This window comes from Streptomyces sp. NPDC051909, assembly GCF_040681095.1.
In the GTDB taxonomy this organism is placed as follows: domain Bacteria; phylum Actinomycetota; class Actinomycetes; order Streptomycetales; family Streptomycetaceae; genus Streptomyces.
The window spans coordinates 289,121-307,603 of the sequence record NZ_JBFAYA010000001.1 but is presented as its reverse complement, the minus strand read 5'-3'; the positions used below and the strand labels follow the sequence as shown (position 1 = coordinate 307,603).

Below are 18,483 nucleotides of genomic sequence, written 5' to 3'. Positions count from 1 at the left end.
GCGACCGGGTCAGCCCGGATCTGCCAAGTGGACTTACTTGGTGATCTTGACGACCTGGCCGGCGCCGACGGTCCGGCCACCCTCACGGATGGCGAACTTGAGGCCCTCCTCCATGGCGACGGGCTGGATCAGCGCGACGCTCATGGAGGTGTTGTCGCCCGGCATGACCATCTCGGTGCCCTCGGGGAGGGTCACGACGCCGGTCACGTCCGTGGTACGGAAGTAGAACTGCGGGCGGTAGTTGTTGAAGAACGGGGTGTGACGGCCACCCTCGTCCTTCGACAGGATGTAGGCCTGGGCCTCGAACTCGGTGTGCGGCGTGACCGAACCGGGCTTGATGATGACCTGGCCGCGCTCGACGTCCTCGCGCTTGATGCCACGGAGGAGCAGACCGACGTTCTCACCGGCCTGGCCCTCGTCGAGCAGCTTGCGGAACATCTCGATGCCGGTGACCGTGGTGGTGGTCTTCTCGGTCTTGATGCCGATGATGTCGACGGTCTCGTTGACCTTGAGGACACCACGCTCGATACGACCGGTGACGACGGTGCCACGACCGGTGATCGTGAAGACGTCCTCGATCGGCATCAGGAACGGCTTGTCGACGTCACGCTCGGGCTGCGGGATGGACTCGTCCACGGCCTTCATGAGGCCGAGGAGCTTCTCGCCCCACTCCTTGTCGCCCTCGAGCGCCTTGAGCGCCGAGACGCGGACGACCGGCAGGTCGTCGCCCGGGAACTCGTACTCGGTGAGGAGCTCACGGACCTCGAGCTCGACGAGCTCCAGGATCTCCTCGTCGTCCACCATGTCGGCCTTGTTCAGGGCGACGACGATGTACGGAACGCCGACCTGGCGGGCCAGGAGCACGTGCTCCTTGGTCTGCGGCATCGGGCCGTCGGTGGCGGCGACCACGAGGATGGCGCCGTCCATCTGCGCGGCACCGGTGATCATGTTCTTGATGTAGTCCGCGTGACCCGGGCAGTCGACGTGGGCGTAGTGACGCGACTCGGTCTGGTACTCGACGTGCGCGATCGAGATCGTGATACCGCGCTGGCGCTCCTCGGGAGCCTTGTCGATCTGGTCGAAGGCCGAGGCCTCGTTCAGGTCCGGGTACGCGTCGTGCAGCACCTTGGTAATGGCGGCCGTGAGGGTCGTCTTACCGTGGTCGATGTGACCGATGGTGCCGATGTTGACGTGCGGCTTAGTCCGCTCGAACTTCGCCTTCGCCACTGGGGTCCTCCTGTGGAGTGGTTCTGTACGCCTTACTCATCGGCGCCAGGGTGATCTTTGCTGGGGTGCCGTCCGCCGGGGGTCGTTCCCTTGTCGGGTCCGACCCCCGGTGGTCGGTGTCAAGCCTAAGGCGTGTGAACGCGCTGCGTTAAACGCGGTGCGTTACTCGCCCTTGGCCTTCGCGATGATCTCCTCGGCGACGTTCCGCGGAACCTCGGCGTAGGAGTCGAACTGCATCGAGTAGCTTGCGCGACCCGAGGTCTTGCTGCGGAGGTCGCCGACGTAGCCGAACATCTCCGACAGGGGCACGAGGCCCTTCACGATGCGGGCACCGTGACGCTCCTCCATGGCCTGGATCTGGCCACGGCGGGAGTTGATGTCGCCGACGACCTCACCCATGTAGTCCTCGGGCGTGGTGACCTCGACGGCCATCATCGGCTCGAGGAGCACGGGCGAAGCCTTGCGCGCGGCCTCCTTGAAGGCCTGCGAGCCGGCGATCTTGAAGGCGAGCTCGGAGGAGTCGACCTCGTGGTAGGCACCGTCGTGCAGGATCACACGGACGCCGGTCATCTCGTAGCCGGCGAGGATGCCGAACTGCATGGCCTCCTGCGCACCCGCGTCCACCGAGGGGATGTACTCGCGCGGGATACGGCCACCGGTGACCTTGTTCACGAACTCGTACGAGGCCTCGCCGCCCTCGATCGGCTCGATGCCGATCTGGACCTTGGCGAACTGACCCGTACCACCGGTCTGCTTCTTGTGCGTGTAGTCCACGCGCTCGACGGCCTTGCGGATCGTCTCGCGGTAGGCCACCTGCGGCTTGCCGACGTTGGCCTCGACCTTGAACTCACGGCGCATACGGTCGACCAGCACCTCGAGGTGCAGCTCGCCCATACCACCGATGATGGTCTGGCCGGTCTCCTCGTCCGAGTGGACCTGGAAGGAGGGGTCCTCCTCCGCGAGACGCTGGATGGCGACACCCAGCTTCTCCTGGTCGCCCTTGGACTTCGGCTCGATGGCGACCTGGATGACCGGGGCCGGGAAGTCCATGGACTCCAGGATGACCGGGTTCTTGTCGTCACAGAGCGTCTCACCGGTGGTGGTCTGCTTGAGACCCATCACGGCGATGATGTCGCCGGCGCCCACCGACGCGATCTCCTCACGCTTGTTCGCGTGCATGCGGTAGATCTTGCCGATGCGCTCCTTCTTGCCCTTAACGGAGTTGAGGACAGAGGAACCGGAGTCGAGGCGGCCGGAGTACACGCGGACGAAGGTGAGCTTGCCCAGGTGCGGGTCGCTCATGATCTTGAACGCGAGGGCCGACAGCGGCTCGTCGTCGGACGGCTTGCGCTTCACGACCTCCTCCGGGTCGCCGACCGCGTGGCCCTCGATGGCCTCGATGTCGAGCGGGGAGGGGAGGTAGCGCACGACCGCGTCGAGCAGGGGCTGGACGCCCTTGTTCTTGAACGCGGTGCCACAGAACACCGGGGTGACCGTGGTGTTGTCCGGGTTGCCGGAGGCGAGGGTGATGCGGCGGATGGCCGCGTACAGCTGCTCCTCGGTGGGCTCGGTGCCCTCGAGGAAGAGCTCCATCATCTCCTCGTCGTTCTCCGCGACGACCTCGACCAGCTTGCCGCGGTACTCCTCGGCGAGCTCGGTGTGGGTGTCGGGGATGTCGACGACGTCGTACATCTCACCCTTGGTGGCCTCGGCGGACCAGACAAGAGCCTTCATGCGGACGAGGTCGACGACGCCCTGGAAGTCGGCCTCGGCACCGATCGGGAGCTGCATCACGATCGGGACGGCGCCGAGGCGCTCCTCGATCATGCTGACGCAGCGGAAGAACTCGGCGCCGGTGCGGTCGAGCTTGTTGACGAAGCAGATACGCGGAACGCCGTAGCGGTCCGCCTGACGCCAGACGGTCTCGGACTGCGGCTCGACGCCGGCCACGCCGTCGAACACCGTCACAGCACCGTCGAGCACGCGCAGCGAACGCTCCACCTCGACGGTGAAGTCGACGTGACCCGGCGTGTCGATGATGTTGATCGTGTGATCGACGTCCTCGAGCGGCCAGTGGCAGGTCGTCGCGGCGGACGTGATGGTGATGCCGCGCTCCTGCTCCTGCTCCATCCAGTCCATCGTGGCAGCGCCGTCGTGGACCTCACCGATCTTGTACGAGACACCGGTGTAGAACAGGATCCGCTCGGTGGTGGTCGTCTTGCCCGCGTCGATGTGGGCCATGATGCCGATGTTGCGCACCTTGGCCAGGTCAAGCGAAGTGGTAGCCATAAGGCTTCAGTCTTCTCTCGGTCTCGATGTGGGTTGCGACTACCAGCGGTAGTGCGCGAAGGCCTTGTTGGACTCGGCCATCTTGTGCGTGTCCTCGCGCTTCTTGACCGAAGCACCGAGGCCGTTCGAGGCGTCGAGGAGCTCGTTCATGAGGCGCTCGGTCATGGTCTTCTCGCGACGGGCGCGGGAGTAGCCGACCAGCCAGCGCAGCGCCAGGGTGGACGCGCGACCGGGCTTGACCTCGATCGGCACCTGGTAGGTGGCGCCACCGACACGGCGGGACTTGACCTCGAGGGACGGCTTGACGTTCTCGAGAGCGCGCTTCAGCGTGACGACCGGGTCAGCACCGGTCTTCTCGCGGAGGCCCTCCATGGCGCCGTAGACGATGCGCTCGGCGGTGGAACGCTTGCCGTCCAGCAGGATCTTGTTGATCAGCGAGGTGACAAGAGGAGAGTTGTAGACCGGGTCGATGATGACCGGGCGCTTCGGGGCGGGGCCCTTACGAGGCATTCTTACTTCTCCTTCTTGGCGCCGTAGCGGCTGCGAGCCTGCTTGCGGTTCTTGACACCCTGGGTGTCAAGGGAGCCGCGGATGATCTTGTAACGAACACCCGGCAGGTCCTTCACACGGCCACCACGCACGAGCACGATGGAGTGCTCCTGCAGGTTGTGTCCCTCACCCGGAATGTAGGCCGTGACCTCGATGCCGCTGGTCAGACGCACACGCGCGACCTTACGGAGGGCCGAGTTCGGCTTCTTCGGGGTGGTCGTGAACACACGCGTGCAGACGCCGCGGCGCTGAGGGGAACCCTCGAGTGCGGGCGTCTTGTTCTTCTCGACCTTGTCCTGCCGGCCCTTACGGACCAGCTGCTGGATCGTAGGCACTACTTCTCCGGTTTCTGTGTGCCGTTCGGTACAACTAACCTGGAACGTCGCCGACCCACGCGGTCGGGTGTGTCGAATCGCGCGGACCTCCGCCGGGGGGCGGAAAGGGGCGCTGATTGCGGTGGCCGGTCTCGGATCCGGTGCGGTTGAGGACACGCACACGACTCCGGGCACACCCCAGGCACAAGGCTTGAGCGTACCTATCGCATGGACTCCGGTCAAAACAAATGCCCACGCACGGAGCCGCCCGCCGGGCGCGGGTGCGCCCGACGCGGGCGGCGCCGGGTATGGGAGTGCGGGCAGGTCCCGGTCCCGGGCGGGCCCTAGTCCTGGGCGGCGCGGCGGGGTTCGCCCGCCGGGCGGGGCTCGCCGGTCTCGGGCTCGGGCTCCAGGAACTGGTGGACGACCTTGACGAAGACGTCCATCCGCTCGTCCGGGACGCCGAGCCAGCGCGCGAAGTCCTCCATGGTCGGCTGCCAGTCGCCCGGCGGCAGCAGGTCCGCGGCGAGCGGCAGCTCCTCCGGGGTCACGCGGCCGGACCGGATGAGCATGTCGCGGACGGAGACCCCGAGGAGCGGGGCGATCCTGCGCATGGTCTCCAGGTCGGGCATGCTCTGGCGCTGCAGCAGCCGGGTCACGGCTGCGCGGTGGACGCCCGCCTCGTCCGCGATCCGGGACTTCCCGCCGCCGCGGGGGCTGTCGATGTCGTAGCCGCGCGCCCGCATCAGACCCTCGACCCAGCCCGCGAACTCGTCGAGCCCTTGAGTGCTCATGTGTACCGCTCTCCCTTTTACTCCCCCACCCTTCGGGCCCCTCACTGTAGCGTGCTTGCGCGCACGGAATTACGTGCTTTCGGGCGCGCAACCGTGTCGAAACGGTAAAGGGATCTCCACACAGGTAGTTGCGAGCTCGCACGCAACATGTCTATGTTGCTGAGCGCCGCACTCGTCGGCCTCACGAGTCCCAAGGGCCCCACAGGCCCCAGGGGCAGCGGGGCCCGGAACGTGGAGACCACCCTTGCACCAGCCCGACACCACCCCATGGCAGGCCGCCGCCGCGTGCGCCGGCCTCTCCCCGTCCGTCGTCTTCTCCCGGCGCGGCAAGGAGGCGGCCCCGGCCCTGCGCGCCTGCGCCGTCTGCCCCGTCAGCCGGGAGTGCGAGGCCGCGGTCGCGCCCGCCGAGAGCTGGTTCGACGGCGTCTGCGCGGGCCGGCTGTGGCGCAACGGACGCCCGGTGAAGCCGCGCCGCGCCCGCCGGGGCGCCGGCGCCGAGTCGCCGGCCGCCCTTGAGGCCGCCGCCCTCGACGCGGCCGCCGCGACCCTCGCGCCCGCAGTCGCTCCCGCGCTCGTCCCCGCGCTCGCCGGTTCCGCCGCCGGGGGCACCCGTGGCTGAGCAGTCGCCCGCGGGGAACGCGGCGACCGCGGCGGACGAGCGCGTGCTGCGCGACATCGTGCTCTGGGCCGCCTCACTCGTACGCCAGTTCCCCGAGCTCGCCGAGGAGCTCGCGCCCGGCCGCCGGTCCCCGTCCGGCAGCGCGCCGCGCGCGCCCCACGCCGGGCGCGACGAGCTGATCCGCACCGAGCGGCGCGAGGCGCTGCTCCTCGAACAGCGGCACGGCCTGGCCGTCCCCGGCCACGGCGCCGCGCCGATCCGGCTGCACATCTCCGACGCGATCCGCGACATCACCGACGGCGTGGTGGAGCTGGAGGAGGCCGTCTGCGCCCGGCTCGCGCTGCCGCGCCCGCGCCGGGCCGGCGTCGTGGAGCGGCTGCGCCGCGTCGTGGGCCTGCTCGACGAGATCGCCGGCCACGCCGTGCTCGCCCGGCACGTACGGGACGAGGTGCGCCGGATGGCCCGCCGCTGCGCCCGCACCCTGGGCGAGGCGGAGACGGTGGTCCGGGTGTCGGGCCGCTGCCCCTGGTGCGACTCGGTGTCGCTGCGGGCCTTCCCGGACCGGCGCGCGGTGCTGTGCGTGAACCCGGCCTGTGTGTGCACGGACCCGGCCTGCGGCTGCCAGGACGACCCGGCCTACCGGCACCTGTGGCCGGAGGCGGAGTGGGCGGAGCTCGCGGACGAGTCCGGGGCGCGCCCGGAGGAGATCCGGGCGGCGATGGACGACACGAAGGAGACCTCATGCTGAGCGCGACCGCGCTGTCCCTCCCGCTGCCCGCCCTGATCCCGGGCCCGCTCGCCGCCGAGGAGGCGGGCGTCGCCCCGGCGACCATCCGCAAGTGGGTCCAGCTCGGCCATCTGCGGGCGGCCGGCAAGGCGGGCCGTGCGCAGCTGTTCCGCCTGGAGGACGTCTTCGCGGCGGAGCGCGCCGCACGGCGGAAGCCCCGTACCGCCTGATCCCCGTACGACTACGAAACGGGCCCCGTGTCTCACCCGAGACACGGGGCCCTTCGTCATGCCTCGGTCTGCCTCGGTCATGCCTCGGTCATGCCTCGGTCATGCCTTCAGGAACGCGTCGAGCGAGTCGGCCATGGCGTCGACGAAGCGGTCCCGGACGTCCTCCGGCACCCGGTCGAGGGAGAGGTACGGGTTGAGGTCCTCCAGCTCGACCAGGAGCAGGGCGCCGTCGGGGGCGCGGCAGGCGTCGACGCGCTGGATGCCGTGGTCGAGGGTGTTCCAGGCGATGAAGCGGCGCGCGAAGTCGAGGTCGGCGGCGGCGGGCTCGTACGGCTCCAGGACCCAGCGCCGCTCCGGGTCGGGGGCGTGGAGGGCGTACTGGAAGCGGTCGTCGACGAAGTAGAAGGACACCTCGTAGCGGAAGTCGATCCGGGGCTGGACGAGCAGCCCGGCGCCCTCGGCGTAGTCGAGACCGGCGAGTTCCTCGTACGGGAGGAAGCGCAGGCCTATGGAGTCGGCGCCGGCCTTGGGCTTGACGGCGTACCGCGCCGCCGCGGGGAGCCGGTCGAGGTCGGCGGGGCGGTCGACGGTGGGGATGACGGGGAATCCGGCGGCGGTGAGGTCGAGCAGGTACTGCTTGCCGGCCATGTCGCCGCGGCCGTGCAGCGGGTTGTAGACGCGGGTCCCGAGCGCGCGGGCCCGGGCGCGGAAGGCGTCGTACGCCTCCTGGTAGTGCAGGACGGGGCCGCTGTTGCGGACGACGACGGCGTCGAACGGCTCCATGAGGGCGGCGGCGTCGCGCGGGTGGCAGAGGGCGAGGTCGAAGCGCTCGCGCAGCCGGGCGGTGAGGGCGATGTCCTCGTCGCAGTAGCGGCGTCCCTGGGCCGGATAGGCGAGGTCGGTGACGTAGAGGAGACGGGGACGGGCGGCGGGGGCGGCGGACACGGGCGGCTCCTCCTCGGGTTCGGGGAGCCCAACCTATCGGGCGGCGGCCCGGCCCGGAAGAGCGTTCTCCCAGGTCAGGACGGGTGTGCCGAACCTTCCACCGACCGGCCCGGAAATCGATCACCGAACTAGTTGCGTGCGCGCACGCTCGTCTGTCACAGTTGGTGCAGCGGCGGAGCTGTGCCCGCGAGACGGGCCGCAGCTCCGCCGTCCGCCGTCCGGGCGTGCTCCGCGCCCCCCGCCCCTTCCCCGCGTCGAGCGCCCCGGGCGGCCCCCGTACCACCCGCACCACCCGCCACCACGCCCCCGTCTCCTGAGGAGCACCGTCATGACCACTCCCCCGAGTGCGTTCCCGGACGTCGAGAAGCTGGTCGTCGACGTCCTCAAGGCCGACCCGGCGCTGGCCGGCGTCACGGTCGCCGCCCAGGCCCCCGCCGGCTTCGACGGCACGCAGAGCGCCGTCCTGGTGAACCGCCGCGGCGGCGCCTGGATCGGCGATCTGCACCTGGACAAGCCGCTGGTCGAGTTCGAGGTGTACGCGGCGACGAAGCCCGCGGCGCACCTCCTCGCCAACGCCGCCCGCAAGGCGCTGCTCGACAAGATCGGCAAGCCGCTCGGCAGCAGCCTCGTCCAGGACGTGGAGGAGATGGACGGGCCGCGCTGGATGCCCGACTACCTCTACCGCGGCGCCAACCGCTACCTGGTCGTCATCCAGGTCTCCCTGACCGTCAACCCGTAAGGGTCACCACGGTCGCCCGCGCCCACCGCGCGCACCCCACAGACCAGGCCTCGCCGGACCGTCCGGCGGGGCCTTCGCCGTACCCGGAACCGGAACCCCCGGGCTCCGACTCCGGGGCGGCGCCCCCACCCCTCTCACCAAGGAGAAACCCACCATGGCAGGAAACAACTCCGCCGAGATCCGCGTCGCCGGCACCGGCAAGCTCTACATCGGCGCCGTCGGCGCCACCCCGCCGGTCTTCGGCGCCGCCGAGCCGTCCGACACCGACTGGGGCACCGGCTGGACCAACCTCGGCTTCACGACCGGTGACGGCGTGACCTTCTCGAAGAAGGACAAGCTGGAGCCCATCGACTCGTGGCAGTCGGTCTCCCCGGTGCACTACATCTACTCGGCCCGTGACCTCTCGCTGAAGTTCTCCCTGCTCCAGTTCAACGAGGACACCCTGAAGCTCTTCATGGGCGGCGGCAAGGTCGAGGCGGACGGCACGCCGGCGGACTCCTACAAGTACGAGATCTCCGAGCGTCCGTTCGCGGACGTGCGCGCCCTCGGCCTGGAGTTCACCGACGCCAAGGCCGGCGCCACCGGCAACGTCGCGGTCACGTACCGCTTCATCATCCCGCGCGGCCAGGTGACCGCCACCGACGACATCAAGCTGGCCCGCAAGGCGGCGTCCACCCTGGGCATCACCTTCACGGCCATGTCGAACGGCGCCGGCCAGCCGCTGGCCACCTTCCACATGAAGGACTCCAGCTACGCGGCCTGATCCACCCCCCGGGGCGGGACGGCACACCGCCGTCCCGCCCCACCCTTCCTCCTCTTCATCCCCGCGCACCACGCGAACAAGGAGTACGCACACCATGGCCCGTTTCGACGTCAACGCCGCTCGCGCCCAGCGACTGGAGGCCCACGGCCGCACCTGGTCCTTCGAGCTGGACGGTGAGTCCTACACGCTCCCGACCGAGCTGTCCCGCAAGACCGCCAAGGCCCTGCGCAAGCTCGACGACAACGACGTGGACGGCCTGCTCGAACTCCTGATGGGTGCGGAGCAGTACGCCCGCTTCGAGGAGCACGACATCACGATGCAGGACGTCGCCGCGATCCTCGAGGCCTACGGCAAGGAGACCGGGCTCGGCCTGGGGGAAGACTGAGCCTCGTCGAGTTCGTCGACGAACACGCCGAGGCCCTTGAGGCGGACCTGCTCCGCTACTACGGCACCGATCTGCTCGACTGGCACCGCGGCGAGCTGTCGAGCCGGCGCCTGATGCTGCTGGTCAAGAACCTTCCGCAGGACGCCGCCGTGCAGCGCGAGCTGCACGGGGAGGCGGCGGAGTGGTCCCTCTCCGACCATCTGCTCGCCGCGGCGGTGGACCATCTGGCCGTCGCCAACTGGATGTTCCAGTGCGTCAACATCGGCGAGGACGACGATCAGCCCGAGTTCCCGAAGCCGGTGCCGCGTCCGGGCGTCAAGGACGAGGACGCCGAGGAGCCGGGCGGTTCCGCGACGGAGGGGAGTGCCGACGAGGCGGTCTCCCCGCTCGCGCTCGCCCGCTTCTTCGGCTGACGCCGGCCCTGTGCCACCCCCCACGGCCCCCGGAGCCCGTTCCCGTCAGGGAGCGGGCTCCGGGGGCGCTTCCTGTGCTCGCTCGGCGGCCAGCTCCTCCTCCAGGGCCCTGGCCCGCTCGGAGAGCCGGCGCCCCCGCGCGCCCGAGCGCGCGTCCTGCGCGGGCACGTTGTCGAGCGGCGGCACGATGGGACGCCCGCCCTTGCCCCGGACGACCTTGCGCACGGGCTGCGCGTTCCTGCGGGTGCGGCTCTGGTCCGCCTCGGGCCCGGGCCCGGGGTCGAGCCCGGGGCCGGGACCTGGCTCGGGGTCGGTGTCGGAATCCGGATCCGGCTCCGGTACGGGTGCGAGCTCCGGCCCCGGCTCCCGCGGCTCCTCCGGCCCGGGCCGCTGTTCGAACAGCTCGCGCTCCCGGCGCACCCGCTCCTCGGCCTGGACGACCACGGCCGGCGGTTCGAGCAGCCGGGCGAAGGGCAGCGGGATCACCCGGGCTCCGGCCCCGTCCTGCGCGTGCGCGTCGGTACGGCGCTGGGGCCGGCGGATGCCCCGCGCGTCGCCCTGCCCCTGGGCGTACGCGTCGGCCACCCGCTTCTCGTACTCCCGCCGGATGCGCGGGAGTTCGTCGGAGACGGCCTCGGCCCAGCCGGCGGTGAAGGCGGCGGTCTCGCGGCGGTCCACCTCGCCGCGGGGCAGCACGACGAGGTCCTCGGGGGCGTAGCCGGCGACATGGACGAGCTCGGCGAGCCGCGCGAAGAGATGGGGCAGGTCCGGATGGGACTCGAGCCAGTCGACGACCCGCTCCCGCCGGTTAGCGCCCGGCTCCGTGTCCATGCGTCTGCACTGCCTTCCAAACCCCCTGGGGTTCCCCCGCGCGCCCCTCGCGCCCCGGCGCTCCCCGACTGTGTCAGGTCTGGGAAGCGCGCCCTCCAGAGTACCCGGTCGAACACCAGACCCGATCAAGGACCAACCCCTGGGACGACCTGACGAGAAGACACGCCGTCAGGGGTTTACGGCTCGACAAACCTCGAACAGGTGTTCCACAATCTGTTCGCACAGTAGTTCGAAAACGTGGTGCCCCCGCCTCACTCCGCGGCGCCGCCACGCACGCACGGGCAAGCAACGGAAGGCAGGCGTCCATGACTCAGCAGGCCGAGGCATCGCGACCGCACATCCCGCTCCAGGACCGCCTCGCCCAGCTCCTGAACGGACCCGTCGCGCTCGACAAGAGAGCGCTGCTCGGCACGCTGTGCGCGGAGGTCGACCGGCGCGAGGCCGTCGCCTACGCGGCCGGCTGGAACGACGCGCTCGCGACCACGCGCCGCGGCTCCCGCCGGGCCGACGACGCCTAGCCGCCCGTACGCGCGCCCCCACGCACGAGCCCCTGCCGAAGTTCCCACCCGGCAGGGGCTTTTCGGCGCTTGGCCGTCACCGGCCGGAAGCGGAGCAATCCATGGGAAAGTCGATCGACGATGTCGCCAACGACATCGCCTCCCTCAGGCAAGCACTCCTCGACAACACCTTGCCCATCAAGGTGCAGTACCCGGGGGACTACACGGCCGAGGAGGAGGACAAGAAGAACCCCAAGCCGCTGGACTCGACGGTCTCCGAGCTCAAGAAGGCCCTCATCGACGGGCATCCGAAGATCGCCACGGACGCCATGCTGCCGTTCGACTTCGTCAACCGGTTCAACGAGATGCACAAGGAGCTCGTGAAGAACCCGGTGACGGAGTACCTCGAAGCCGGCGGTTTCGACGGCATCGCCGCCGGCGTCGAGAAGCTGTACGAGGGCGAGAGCCTGATGACGGCCCTCAAGTACTGGGGCTCGAACTTCGTCGGTGTCCTGGCGGCCGCGGTGCTCGGCGTCGTCGGCATCTATCTGGCGGGCAGGTTCAGCGACATCCAGCGCACGCTCCAGCAGCTCGTCAACATCCGTGACCGTCACCTCCCCCGCGACCAGCGTCGCATCCTGGCATTCAACGAGAACGGCGACGTCAGGCCGCAGAACCGCCTTGACGTCGAGGCCCGCGAGCGCCGGGTTGCCAACGGCGGCACCAGCCTGGCCGATCTTCCGAGCAGCCCGGACATCGCGAGGGTCGGCCCCTTGCGCGAGCAGCTCGAAAAGCTGAACGCGGAGCTGCTGACGTTCAACAACCGGGCGCCCTCGTTCTTCTCTTCGTTCCGCAAGCTGCCGAGCGAGCGCGCGGCCAAGAAGGCGGGAGAGGGCATCAAGCGGGTCGCCGAGGCCCTCACGGGCGTCGATCACACGAACATGGCCCCGATCGCCAAGGGCATCCAGAAGATCAAGGACGCCATGGCCGGCCTCAAGCCCCGGGAGGTCGAGAAGGTCGCCAAGGCCACCGGCAAGCTCAACACCGCCATGGACGGCTTCGATCCGAAGAACCTTCCCAAGGCGAACAAGATCGACGGCCTGGCCACGAAGATGGGCGAACTCGCCACGGCCACCGGCACGCTGCGCACGAAGTTCCAGGAGCTCAGAGGCACGGTCCAGTCCCTCGACCAGGAGCTCGGCACGCCGAGCTCCGCCTGACCCCACCCCACCCCGAAAGGAGGTAACCCATGTCCCTCGTCAAGTCCCTCAAGAACGCGTCCGACGGTCTGCGCGGCCTCAAGACCCAGGCATCCGGCGCCGGCACCTCGGTCAAGAAGGTCGGCGACGCCGGCAAGTCCGCGTCCGGGCAGCTCAAGACGCTCAAGACCAACGCCCAGGGTTCCAACACCCAGCTCAAGAACCTCAAGACGGCCTCGGACAACGCCGAGAAGGCCATGTCGAAGGCCGGCAGGACCGCCGAGTCCGCCGGAAAGAAGCTCGGCAGGTACGAGTCCGGCGCCGGCAAGGCGTCCAAGGGTCAGGACAGGCTCAACAAGTCGATGAAGGGCAACTTCCTCGCCCGGCTCATCGAACTCTTCATGCCGCTGATCGAGAAGATCGTCGACATGGCTCTGCAGTCGAAGACGATGCAGAAGATCCTGAAGAAAGCCTTCGACGCCATCAAGACCGTGATCAGCTCGGTCATGAAGGCCGTCGGCCCGATCATGAAGAAGGCCGGCCAGCTGATCAAGACGGTGTGGAACGGCATCAAGAAGGCCGTCTCCACCGTCGTCAAGGCGGTCGCCACCGTCATCAAGACCTACGTGAAGATCTGGAAGACGGTCATCACCACGGTCATGAACGCGATCAAGACGGTGATCCGGACCGTCTGGAACGGCATCAAGGCCGTCATCACCCCGGTGGTCAACTGGATCAAGACCGCGATCCCGAACGCCTTCCGGGCCGTCAAGGACAAGATGTCCTCCATCTGGAACGGCCTCAAGGACATCGCGTCCCGCGCCTTCGAGGGCATCAAGTCCGGTGTGTCCGGCCCGATCAACGCCGTCATCGGCCTCATCAACCGGATGATCAGCGCCGTCAACGGCGTCAAGGTCAGCGTCCCCGGCTGGGTGCCCATCGTCGGCGGCAAGACCTTCGGCGTGAACATCCCGACCATCCCGATGCTCGCCACCGGTGGTGTCGTCATGCCCCGCTCCGGCGGTGTCCCGGCGATCCTCGCCGAGGCCGGCGAGGCCGAGGCCGTCCTGCCGCTGTCCAAGCTGGACCGGCTGCTCGCCCTCACCGCCCGCCGGGCCCGGATGTCGGCGCAGGCGCAGGGCGGCCGGGGCACGGGCGCGGGGCTGCACATCGAGCACTACCACGCGGCCCGTAACAGCGACCCGCAGTCCACGGCCGACGCGCTGATGTACCTGGCGAAGGCACGCGGATGAGTGCCGCCGCGATCCGCATGCCGGCGTTCGGGCGTGTCACCCCGGTGATGAGCTCGCTGGGGCGGGGCGCGGACGGTGCCGCCGGCACGCTCAAGCGGCTCAAGGGCGACGTCCAGCGGGCGGCCGGCGGCATCGGCGGGCTCGCCACCGCCCTCCGTACCGCCGGCACCTCCGTCCGCGCCCTCGGCTCCACCGCCTCCTCCGCCGCCGGCAGCGTCCGGAAGATCCAGCGGTCCAAGGCCGACGCCGGTGTCAGGAAGCTCGGCGCCGCCGCCGGCAAGGCCCGTACGGCGGCGGGGAGGTTCGGGCCCGCGGTCGGCGGGATCCTGGCGATCCTCGCGCCGCTGATCCCGATCACCGACACCATCACCAAGCTGATGGACACATACGGCACGCTGATGACCGTCGCCTCCGTCGCCATGACCGGCATCAACCTCGCCATGCGCGCCAACCCGATCGGCTTCCTCGTCGGCATCCTCGTGCCGGTCGCCGCCTGGCTCATCGAGTACGCGATGCAGACCGAGACCGGCCAGAGGATCATGAAGCAGGTCTTCCAGGCCGTACTGAAGGGCTTCCAGTCCGTCTGGACCTTCCTCCAGCCGGTCGTCAAGCTGATCGGCACGGCCGTCGGGACCTACTTCAAGGCGTACCTCGCCCTGTTCAAGGCCGCGCTCAAGGGCATCGGCTCCGCGATCGACGGCATCAGGAGGATCGGCAGCGCCGTCTCCTCCGCCGCCGGCGCCATGCGCGGGATCGCCTCCCGCACCATGGGCGCGATCAAGAACGCGGTCAAGCCGATCCTGACCTTCGTCACCGACAAGATCCCCGGCTTCTTCCGGCATGCCAAGGACGCCGTCGCCAAGGCCCTGCGCGGCATGGGCGACCTCGTCAAGGGCGCCCTGACCGCCGTGCTCGGCGTCGTCAAGGGACCGATCAACGGGCTCATCGCCTTCGCCAACTGGATCATCGACGGCCTCGACAAGCTGAGCTTCAAGGTCCCGCTGACCGACAAGAAGTTCGGCGTCGACATCGACAAGATCCCGATGCTCGCCGAGGGCGGTGTCGTCTTCCCCGGCGCCGACTCCGCGCCGCGCATCGACCCGCTCACCGTCCTGGAGGCCCGCCGGGTCCCGGCGGTCACCGAGGCGCCCCGGCCGCCGCACCGGATCCGGGACTTCCACGAGGCCCCGGGTGCCGGTCCGCGGGCCACCGCCGAGGACCTGCTCTTCCTCGCCGGCGCCCACTGCTGACAACCCCTGACACCCACTCAGAAGTGAGGTGACGGCCCCATGGCCGAGACCACAACCGCATACTCGGGCAGCAACACCTTCACCGCCGACCTCGCGCCCGGCTCACTGATCACCCAGGACGGGCAGATCCAGTGGGCCGGGCTGCTCATCGGGCCCGGTACGCCCTTCGCCGTCGACCGCACCGGCCTCCAGGGCTGGGAGGACCTGCCCGAGTACGACTCCTCCGACGCCGAGCGGCCCACCTCGCACGGCGCCTGGCCGGGCTCCCGCTACGCCAAGCCGCGCAAGGTCGGCGGCACCATCGTGCTGACGCCGGAGTACAACGGCGTGCCCGAGGCGCTGCGCGCCCTGCGCCAGTCCCTCGCGCTGCTCGACGAGGAGCGCTGGCTCACCGTCCGCCTGCACGGCGAACTCCTCGCCGTACGCGCCCGGATCGCCCAGCGGGTCGTCCCGGCCGACCAGGGCTTCGCCACCCAGGGCAGCTCGCGCATGTCCATCCAGTGGCTGGCCTCCGACCCGCGCCGCTACGCCGTGAACGAGCAGTCCGTCTCCACCGGCGCCCCGCAGCCCGAGAGCGGGCTGACCTGGCCGCTGGCCTGGCCGCTCGACTGGGGGCAGGCCACGTCCACCGGTGACGCCGTCGCCGAGAACACCGGCTCGGCGGCCACCCACCCGGTGATCGTCTTCCGCGGCCCGTGCTCGATGCCGAGCATCACCGACCGGACCAGCCGGCGCCGGCTGCGGTACGCGATCGACCTGACCGCGGGCGACCAGCTGACCGTGGACACCGCCAACGGCACGGTGACGCTCAACAACACGGCCTCCCGCCGGCACACCGCGATGGCCGACTCCAGCCCGGAGGAGCTGTTCACGCTCGAACCCGGCCGCAGCGAGCTGTCCTTCCGCCCCGACTCGGCGGCCCCGGAGGCCGTGATGACCGTCCACTGGCGCAGCGCCGAGTGGTGACGCCGTAGCCCCCGTTCCCCCTTCCCTCCCACCGAGAGGCAAGAACCATGACCGTACGGGCCGCCTGGCTCCAGTCCACGGGCCAGACCCGCGAGGACACCCGTCTCACGCTCGCCGCCCTGCTCACGCCCAGTGGCCAGAGCGCGGAGGAGACCCCGCTGCGCTCCCGCCCGGGCATCCTGCCGGGCGGCTTCGTGCTCACCGAGGCCGGGCCGATGCAGTGCACCATCGGCACCGGCCGCGCGATCGTCCAGGGCAAGGACACCAACCAGGGCGCCTATCTGGTCGCCGCCGTCACGCCCGAGACCCTGACCTTCGAGGACGGCAACGCGCAGTACGACCGGATCGACCTGATCGAACTGGTCGTCCTGGACGACCAGTACGACAAGACCGGTGTCACCGAGGCCGCGATCCGCCTGGTCAAGGGCGTGCCCGCGGCCGTTCCGGTCGCGCCGACGAGCCCCGACGGCAGCACCCTGCCGCTCTACACCGTCATGGTGAAGAAGGGCACCTCCGCCGGCACCGGCGGCATCACCTGGACCGGGACCGACACCAAGGTGACCACCCAGCACTGGCCGGTGGTCGCGCTCGGCGGCATCCTGCCCACCAGCGGCTTCAAGGGCGCGTACGTCGGCCAGTACCGCGACGCCGGCAGCACGTTGCAGCGCTGGGACGGCACCACCTGGGTCTCGTACCCGAAGGCGCTCGGCGGCATCACCCCCAGCGGGACGGCCGGCGGCGGCTACGCCGGCCAGTACCGGGACAGCTCCGCGGGCCTCCAGCGCTGGGACGGCGCGGCCTGGCAGTACACCGAGGGCACGGCGAAGATCCTGTTCGGCGCCACCCAGTACCTGTCCACCCAGCAGCAGAGCGTGTCACCCAACACCTGGACCGTGATCACCCTGCCGACCGTCGAGATCGACGACGCCACCGGCTGGAACGGCACCAACACCTACACCGTCCCGCGCACCGGCTGGTGGCGCCTCGGCGGCCATGTCACCTGGCAGAACGACGCCCAGACCGGTATGCGCGGCGCCCGCATCATCACCAGCGGCTCCGGTCAGCCCCGGCTGACCTGGCTCGGCCCGGCCGGCAACGGCGCCATCACCGTCGGCGGCCAGGGCCTGATCCGGCTCACCGCCGGCACCACCGTCCAGCTCCAGGGCTACCAGTCGCACACCGCCGCCGTGAAGACGCTCGGCGGCTCGGGCTACAGCTGCACGCTGCACGCCGAGTGGATCAAGGCCTGACCCGCCGGCCCACCTCCTGACCCGCCCCTCCCGTACCACCGAACGGAGAACCCCGTGAACCTGCGCAGCAGCTGGGTCGCCGAGACCGGCCAGACCCGCGAGGACACCCGCCTCAACCAGATCGGCGCGACCACCCCCGTCAACCCCGTCCAGGTCCGCTCCGGCATCCTGCCCGGCGCCTACGAAGGCCTCCACCGCATGGCCGGCTTCTGGACCGAGGGCACCGCCGCCATGTCGGTGACCGTCCACGAGGGCCGCGCCGTCGTCCAGGGCGACATCTCCCAGGGCGTCTACCCGGTGGCCCTCACCACCCCCGAGGTGCTCACCTTCGCCGCGGGCACCGACCAGCCCCGCATCGACCTGATCGTCATCAGGATCTACGACAGCCTGTACGACGGCCAGCTCCGCCACGAGGCGAACGTCGAGATCATCCAGGGCACCCCGGGCAGCCCGGACCGCCCGGCCGTCCCGGCGCGCTGCCTCCCGCTGTACGAAGTCACCGTCCCGGCGAACGCCAGCGCCGGCACCGGCGGCATCCCGTGGGGCAGCGCCCTCAAGGACCTGCGCACCCCGGTCGTCGCGATCGGCGGCATCCTGCCCGTGGAGGGCCAGGTCCTGCCGGGCGGCTACCCGGGCCAGTACCAGGACACCGCCAACAACCAGCTCCAGCGCTGGGACGGCGGCGCGTGGGTCTCCTACCCGGAGGCGCTCGGCGGCATCGTCCCCACCAGCGCCGGCAACGTGCCGGGCAGCTACACCGGCCAGTACCGGGACACGGCCGGCGGCTCGCTCCAGCGCTGGGACGGCACGGCCTGGAAGCCGGCCGTCCTGCCCGGGCCGTACTACAACGACACCTCCGACTACGGCGACACCACGTCGAGCACGTACGTCAACCTCCTCACCGCGGGTCCCGCGACCCCGCTCTCCGTCACCTTCACCGCCCCGGCGTCGAAGCAGGTCCTCCTCTCCTTCGGCGCCCGGATCAAGTCGCGCAACGACCTCTACGCGTACCTGGCGCTGAGGCTCACCCAGGGCACCACCGTGATCCAGGAGCCCAACGACGAGGTCGCGGCGATCTGCGCGAGCGACAACCAGGTCTCCACCGCCAGCGCGCGACGCCTGTCGGGCCTGACCCCGGGCCTGAACTACACGCTCACCGCCTACTACCGGATCGTCGCCAACACCGCAGGCGTCAAGGCCGGGTTCGACAACGTGTTCATCCGCGTCGACCCGCAGTACTGAC

Annotated in this window: 21 protein-coding genes; 14 read left to right on the top strand and 7 right to left on the bottom strand. The window is 70.1% G+C overall.

Annotated features, from left to right (window positions below):
* Positions 1 to 33: 33 nt before the first annotated feature.
* The 5 genes from tuf to AB0M18_RS01570 all read right to left on the bottom strand — a co-directional run bounded on the left by tuf (position 34) and on the right by AB0M18_RS01570 (position 5,173).
* Positions 34 to 1,227, bottom strand: a complete 1,194-nt coding sequence (tuf, locus tag AB0M18_RS01590) for an elongation factor Tu (RefSeq protein WP_365754583.1) — start codon at positions 1,225 to 1,227, stop codon at positions 34 to 36.
* 162 nt (positions 1,228 to 1,389) lie between these two features.
* Positions 1,390 to 3,516, bottom strand: coding sequence for an elongation factor G (fusA, locus tag AB0M18_RS01585; RefSeq protein ID WP_365754581.1), 2,127 nt, complete (start codon positions 3,514 to 3,516; stop codon positions 1,390 to 1,392).
* Between the two features lie 39 nt (positions 3,517 to 3,555).
* A complete protein-coding gene (rpsG, locus tag AB0M18_RS01580; RefSeq protein ID WP_128985143.1) occupies positions 3,556 to 4,026 on the bottom strand; it encodes a 30S ribosomal protein S7 in 471 nt (156 codons plus the stop codon).
* Positions 4,027 to 4,028: 2 nt separating this feature from the next.
* A complete protein-coding gene (gene rpsL, locus AB0M18_RS01575) occupies positions 4,029 to 4,400 on the bottom strand; it encodes a 30S ribosomal protein S12 (RefSeq protein WP_003948652.1) in 372 nt (123 codons plus the stop codon).
* Positions 4,401 to 4,723: 323 nt separating this feature from the next.
* Positions 4,724 to 5,173, bottom strand: coding sequence for a helix-turn-helix transcriptional regulator (locus AB0M18_RS01570; RefSeq protein WP_365754580.1), 450 nt, complete (start codon positions 5,171 to 5,173; stop codon positions 4,724 to 4,726).
* A gap of 244 nt (positions 5,174 to 5,417) precedes the next feature.
* Here AB0M18_RS01570 and AB0M18_RS01565 point away from each other — a divergent pair, with 244 nt between their 5' ends.
* The 3 genes from AB0M18_RS01565 to AB0M18_RS01555 are packed head-to-tail and all read left to right on the top strand — an operon-like array spanning position 5,418 to position 6,749.
* Positions 5,418 to 5,792, top strand: a complete 375-nt coding sequence (locus AB0M18_RS01565) for a WhiB family transcriptional regulator (RefSeq protein WP_365754578.1) — start codon at positions 5,418 to 5,420, stop codon at positions 5,790 to 5,792.
* Positions 5,785 to 6,540: a hypothetical protein gene (locus AB0M18_RS01560; RefSeq protein WP_365754576.1), complete on the top strand. Its 756-nt coding sequence runs from the start codon at positions 5,785 to 5,787 to the stop codon at positions 6,538 to 6,540. The genes AB0M18_RS01565 and AB0M18_RS01560 overlap by 8 nt, the downstream gene beginning before the upstream one ends.
* Complete coding sequence (locus AB0M18_RS01555; protein WP_265864017.1) at positions 6,534 to 6,749, top strand: hypothetical protein; 216 nt, start codon at positions 6,534 to 6,536, stop codon at positions 6,747 to 6,749. Before AB0M18_RS01560 ends, AB0M18_RS01555 begins: the two co-directional genes overlap by 7 nt.
* A 99-nt stretch (positions 6,750 to 6,848) precedes the next feature.
* On the opposite strand, the gene AB0M18_RS01550 is transcribed toward AB0M18_RS01555, so the two are convergent.
* Positions 6,849 to 7,694 carry a hypothetical protein gene (locus AB0M18_RS01550; RefSeq protein WP_365754575.1) on the bottom strand — a complete coding sequence of 282 codons (846 nt, stop codon included), beginning with the start codon at positions 7,692 to 7,694 and terminating at the stop codon, positions 6,849 to 6,851.
* 328 nt (positions 7,695 to 8,022) lie between these two features.
* Here AB0M18_RS01550 and AB0M18_RS01545 point away from each other — a divergent pair, with 328 nt between their 5' ends.
* The 4 genes from AB0M18_RS01545 to AB0M18_RS01530 all read left to right on the top strand — a co-directional run bounded on the left by AB0M18_RS01545 (position 8,023) and on the right by AB0M18_RS01530 (position 9,994).
* A complete protein-coding gene (locus AB0M18_RS01545) occupies positions 8,023 to 8,433 on the top strand; it encodes a hypothetical protein (RefSeq protein ID WP_365754573.1) in 411 nt (136 codons plus the stop codon).
* Positions 8,434 to 8,587: 154 nt separating this feature from the next.
* Positions 8,588 to 9,196, top strand: a complete 609-nt coding sequence (locus tag AB0M18_RS01540; protein WP_365754572.1) for a phage tail protein — start codon at positions 8,588 to 8,590, stop codon at positions 9,194 to 9,196.
* Positions 9,197 to 9,290: 94 nt separating this feature from the next.
* Complete coding sequence (locus AB0M18_RS01535; RefSeq protein ID WP_361575176.1) at positions 9,291 to 9,581, top strand: hypothetical protein; 291 nt, start codon at positions 9,291 to 9,293, stop codon at positions 9,579 to 9,581.
* A 113-nt stretch (positions 9,582 to 9,694) separates the two neighbouring features.
* Positions 9,695 to 9,994 carry a hypothetical protein gene (locus AB0M18_RS01530; protein WP_365754570.1) on the top strand — a complete coding sequence of 100 codons (300 nt, stop codon included), beginning with the start codon at positions 9,695 to 9,697 and terminating at the stop codon, positions 9,992 to 9,994.
* Positions 9,995 to 10,039: 45 nt separating this feature from the next.
* Here AB0M18_RS01530 and AB0M18_RS01525 read toward each other — a convergent pair whose 3' ends face one another.
* Positions 10,040 to 10,825, bottom strand: a complete 786-nt coding sequence (locus AB0M18_RS01525; protein ID WP_365754569.1) for a hypothetical protein — start codon at positions 10,823 to 10,825, stop codon at positions 10,040 to 10,042.
* Between the two features lie 305 nt (positions 10,826 to 11,130).
* Between AB0M18_RS01525 and AB0M18_RS01520 the strand changes: the two genes are divergently transcribed.
* From AB0M18_RS01520 to AB0M18_RS01490, 7 genes are all read left to right on the top strand, one after another.
* The gene (locus AB0M18_RS01520; protein WP_365754568.1) at positions 11,131 to 11,343 is read left to right on the top strand and encodes a hypothetical protein; all 213 of its coding nucleotides are present in this window, start codon (positions 11,131 to 11,133) and stop codon (positions 11,341 to 11,343) included.
* A 101-nt stretch (positions 11,344 to 11,444) separates the two neighbouring features.
* Positions 11,445 to 12,542 carry a hypothetical protein gene (locus AB0M18_RS01515; RefSeq protein WP_365754567.1) on the top strand — a complete coding sequence of 366 codons (1,098 nt, stop codon included), beginning with the start codon at positions 11,445 to 11,447 and terminating at the stop codon, positions 12,540 to 12,542.
* 29 nt (positions 12,543 to 12,571) lie between these two features.
* Positions 12,572 to 13,774 carry a phage tail protein gene (locus AB0M18_RS01510; protein WP_365754566.1) on the top strand — a complete coding sequence of 401 codons (1,203 nt, stop codon included), beginning with the start codon at positions 12,572 to 12,574 and terminating at the stop codon, positions 13,772 to 13,774.
* Positions 13,771 to 15,024 carry a tape-measure protein gene (locus AB0M18_RS01505; RefSeq protein WP_365754564.1) on the top strand — a complete coding sequence of 418 codons (1,254 nt, stop codon included), beginning with the start codon at positions 13,771 to 13,773 and terminating at the stop codon, positions 15,022 to 15,024. The genes AB0M18_RS01510 and AB0M18_RS01505 overlap by 4 nt, the downstream gene beginning before the upstream one ends.
* A gap of 39 nt (positions 15,025 to 15,063) precedes the next feature.
* Positions 15,064 to 15,990 (top strand): phage tail protein, encoded by a 927-nt coding sequence (locus AB0M18_RS01500; protein WP_365754563.1) that lies wholly within the window; start codon positions 15,064 to 15,066, stop codon positions 15,988 to 15,990.
* Positions 15,991 to 16,037: 47 nt separating this feature from the next.
* Positions 16,038 to 17,240: a hypothetical protein gene (locus AB0M18_RS01495; RefSeq protein WP_365754561.1), complete on the top strand. Its 1,203-nt coding sequence runs from the start codon at positions 16,038 to 16,040 to the stop codon at positions 17,238 to 17,240.
* Between the two features lie 54 nt (positions 17,241 to 17,294).
* Positions 17,295 to 18,482, top strand: a complete 1,188-nt coding sequence (locus AB0M18_RS01490; protein ID WP_365754560.1) for a hypothetical protein — start codon at positions 17,295 to 17,297, stop codon at positions 18,480 to 18,482.
* Position 18,483 lies beyond the last annotated feature (1 nt).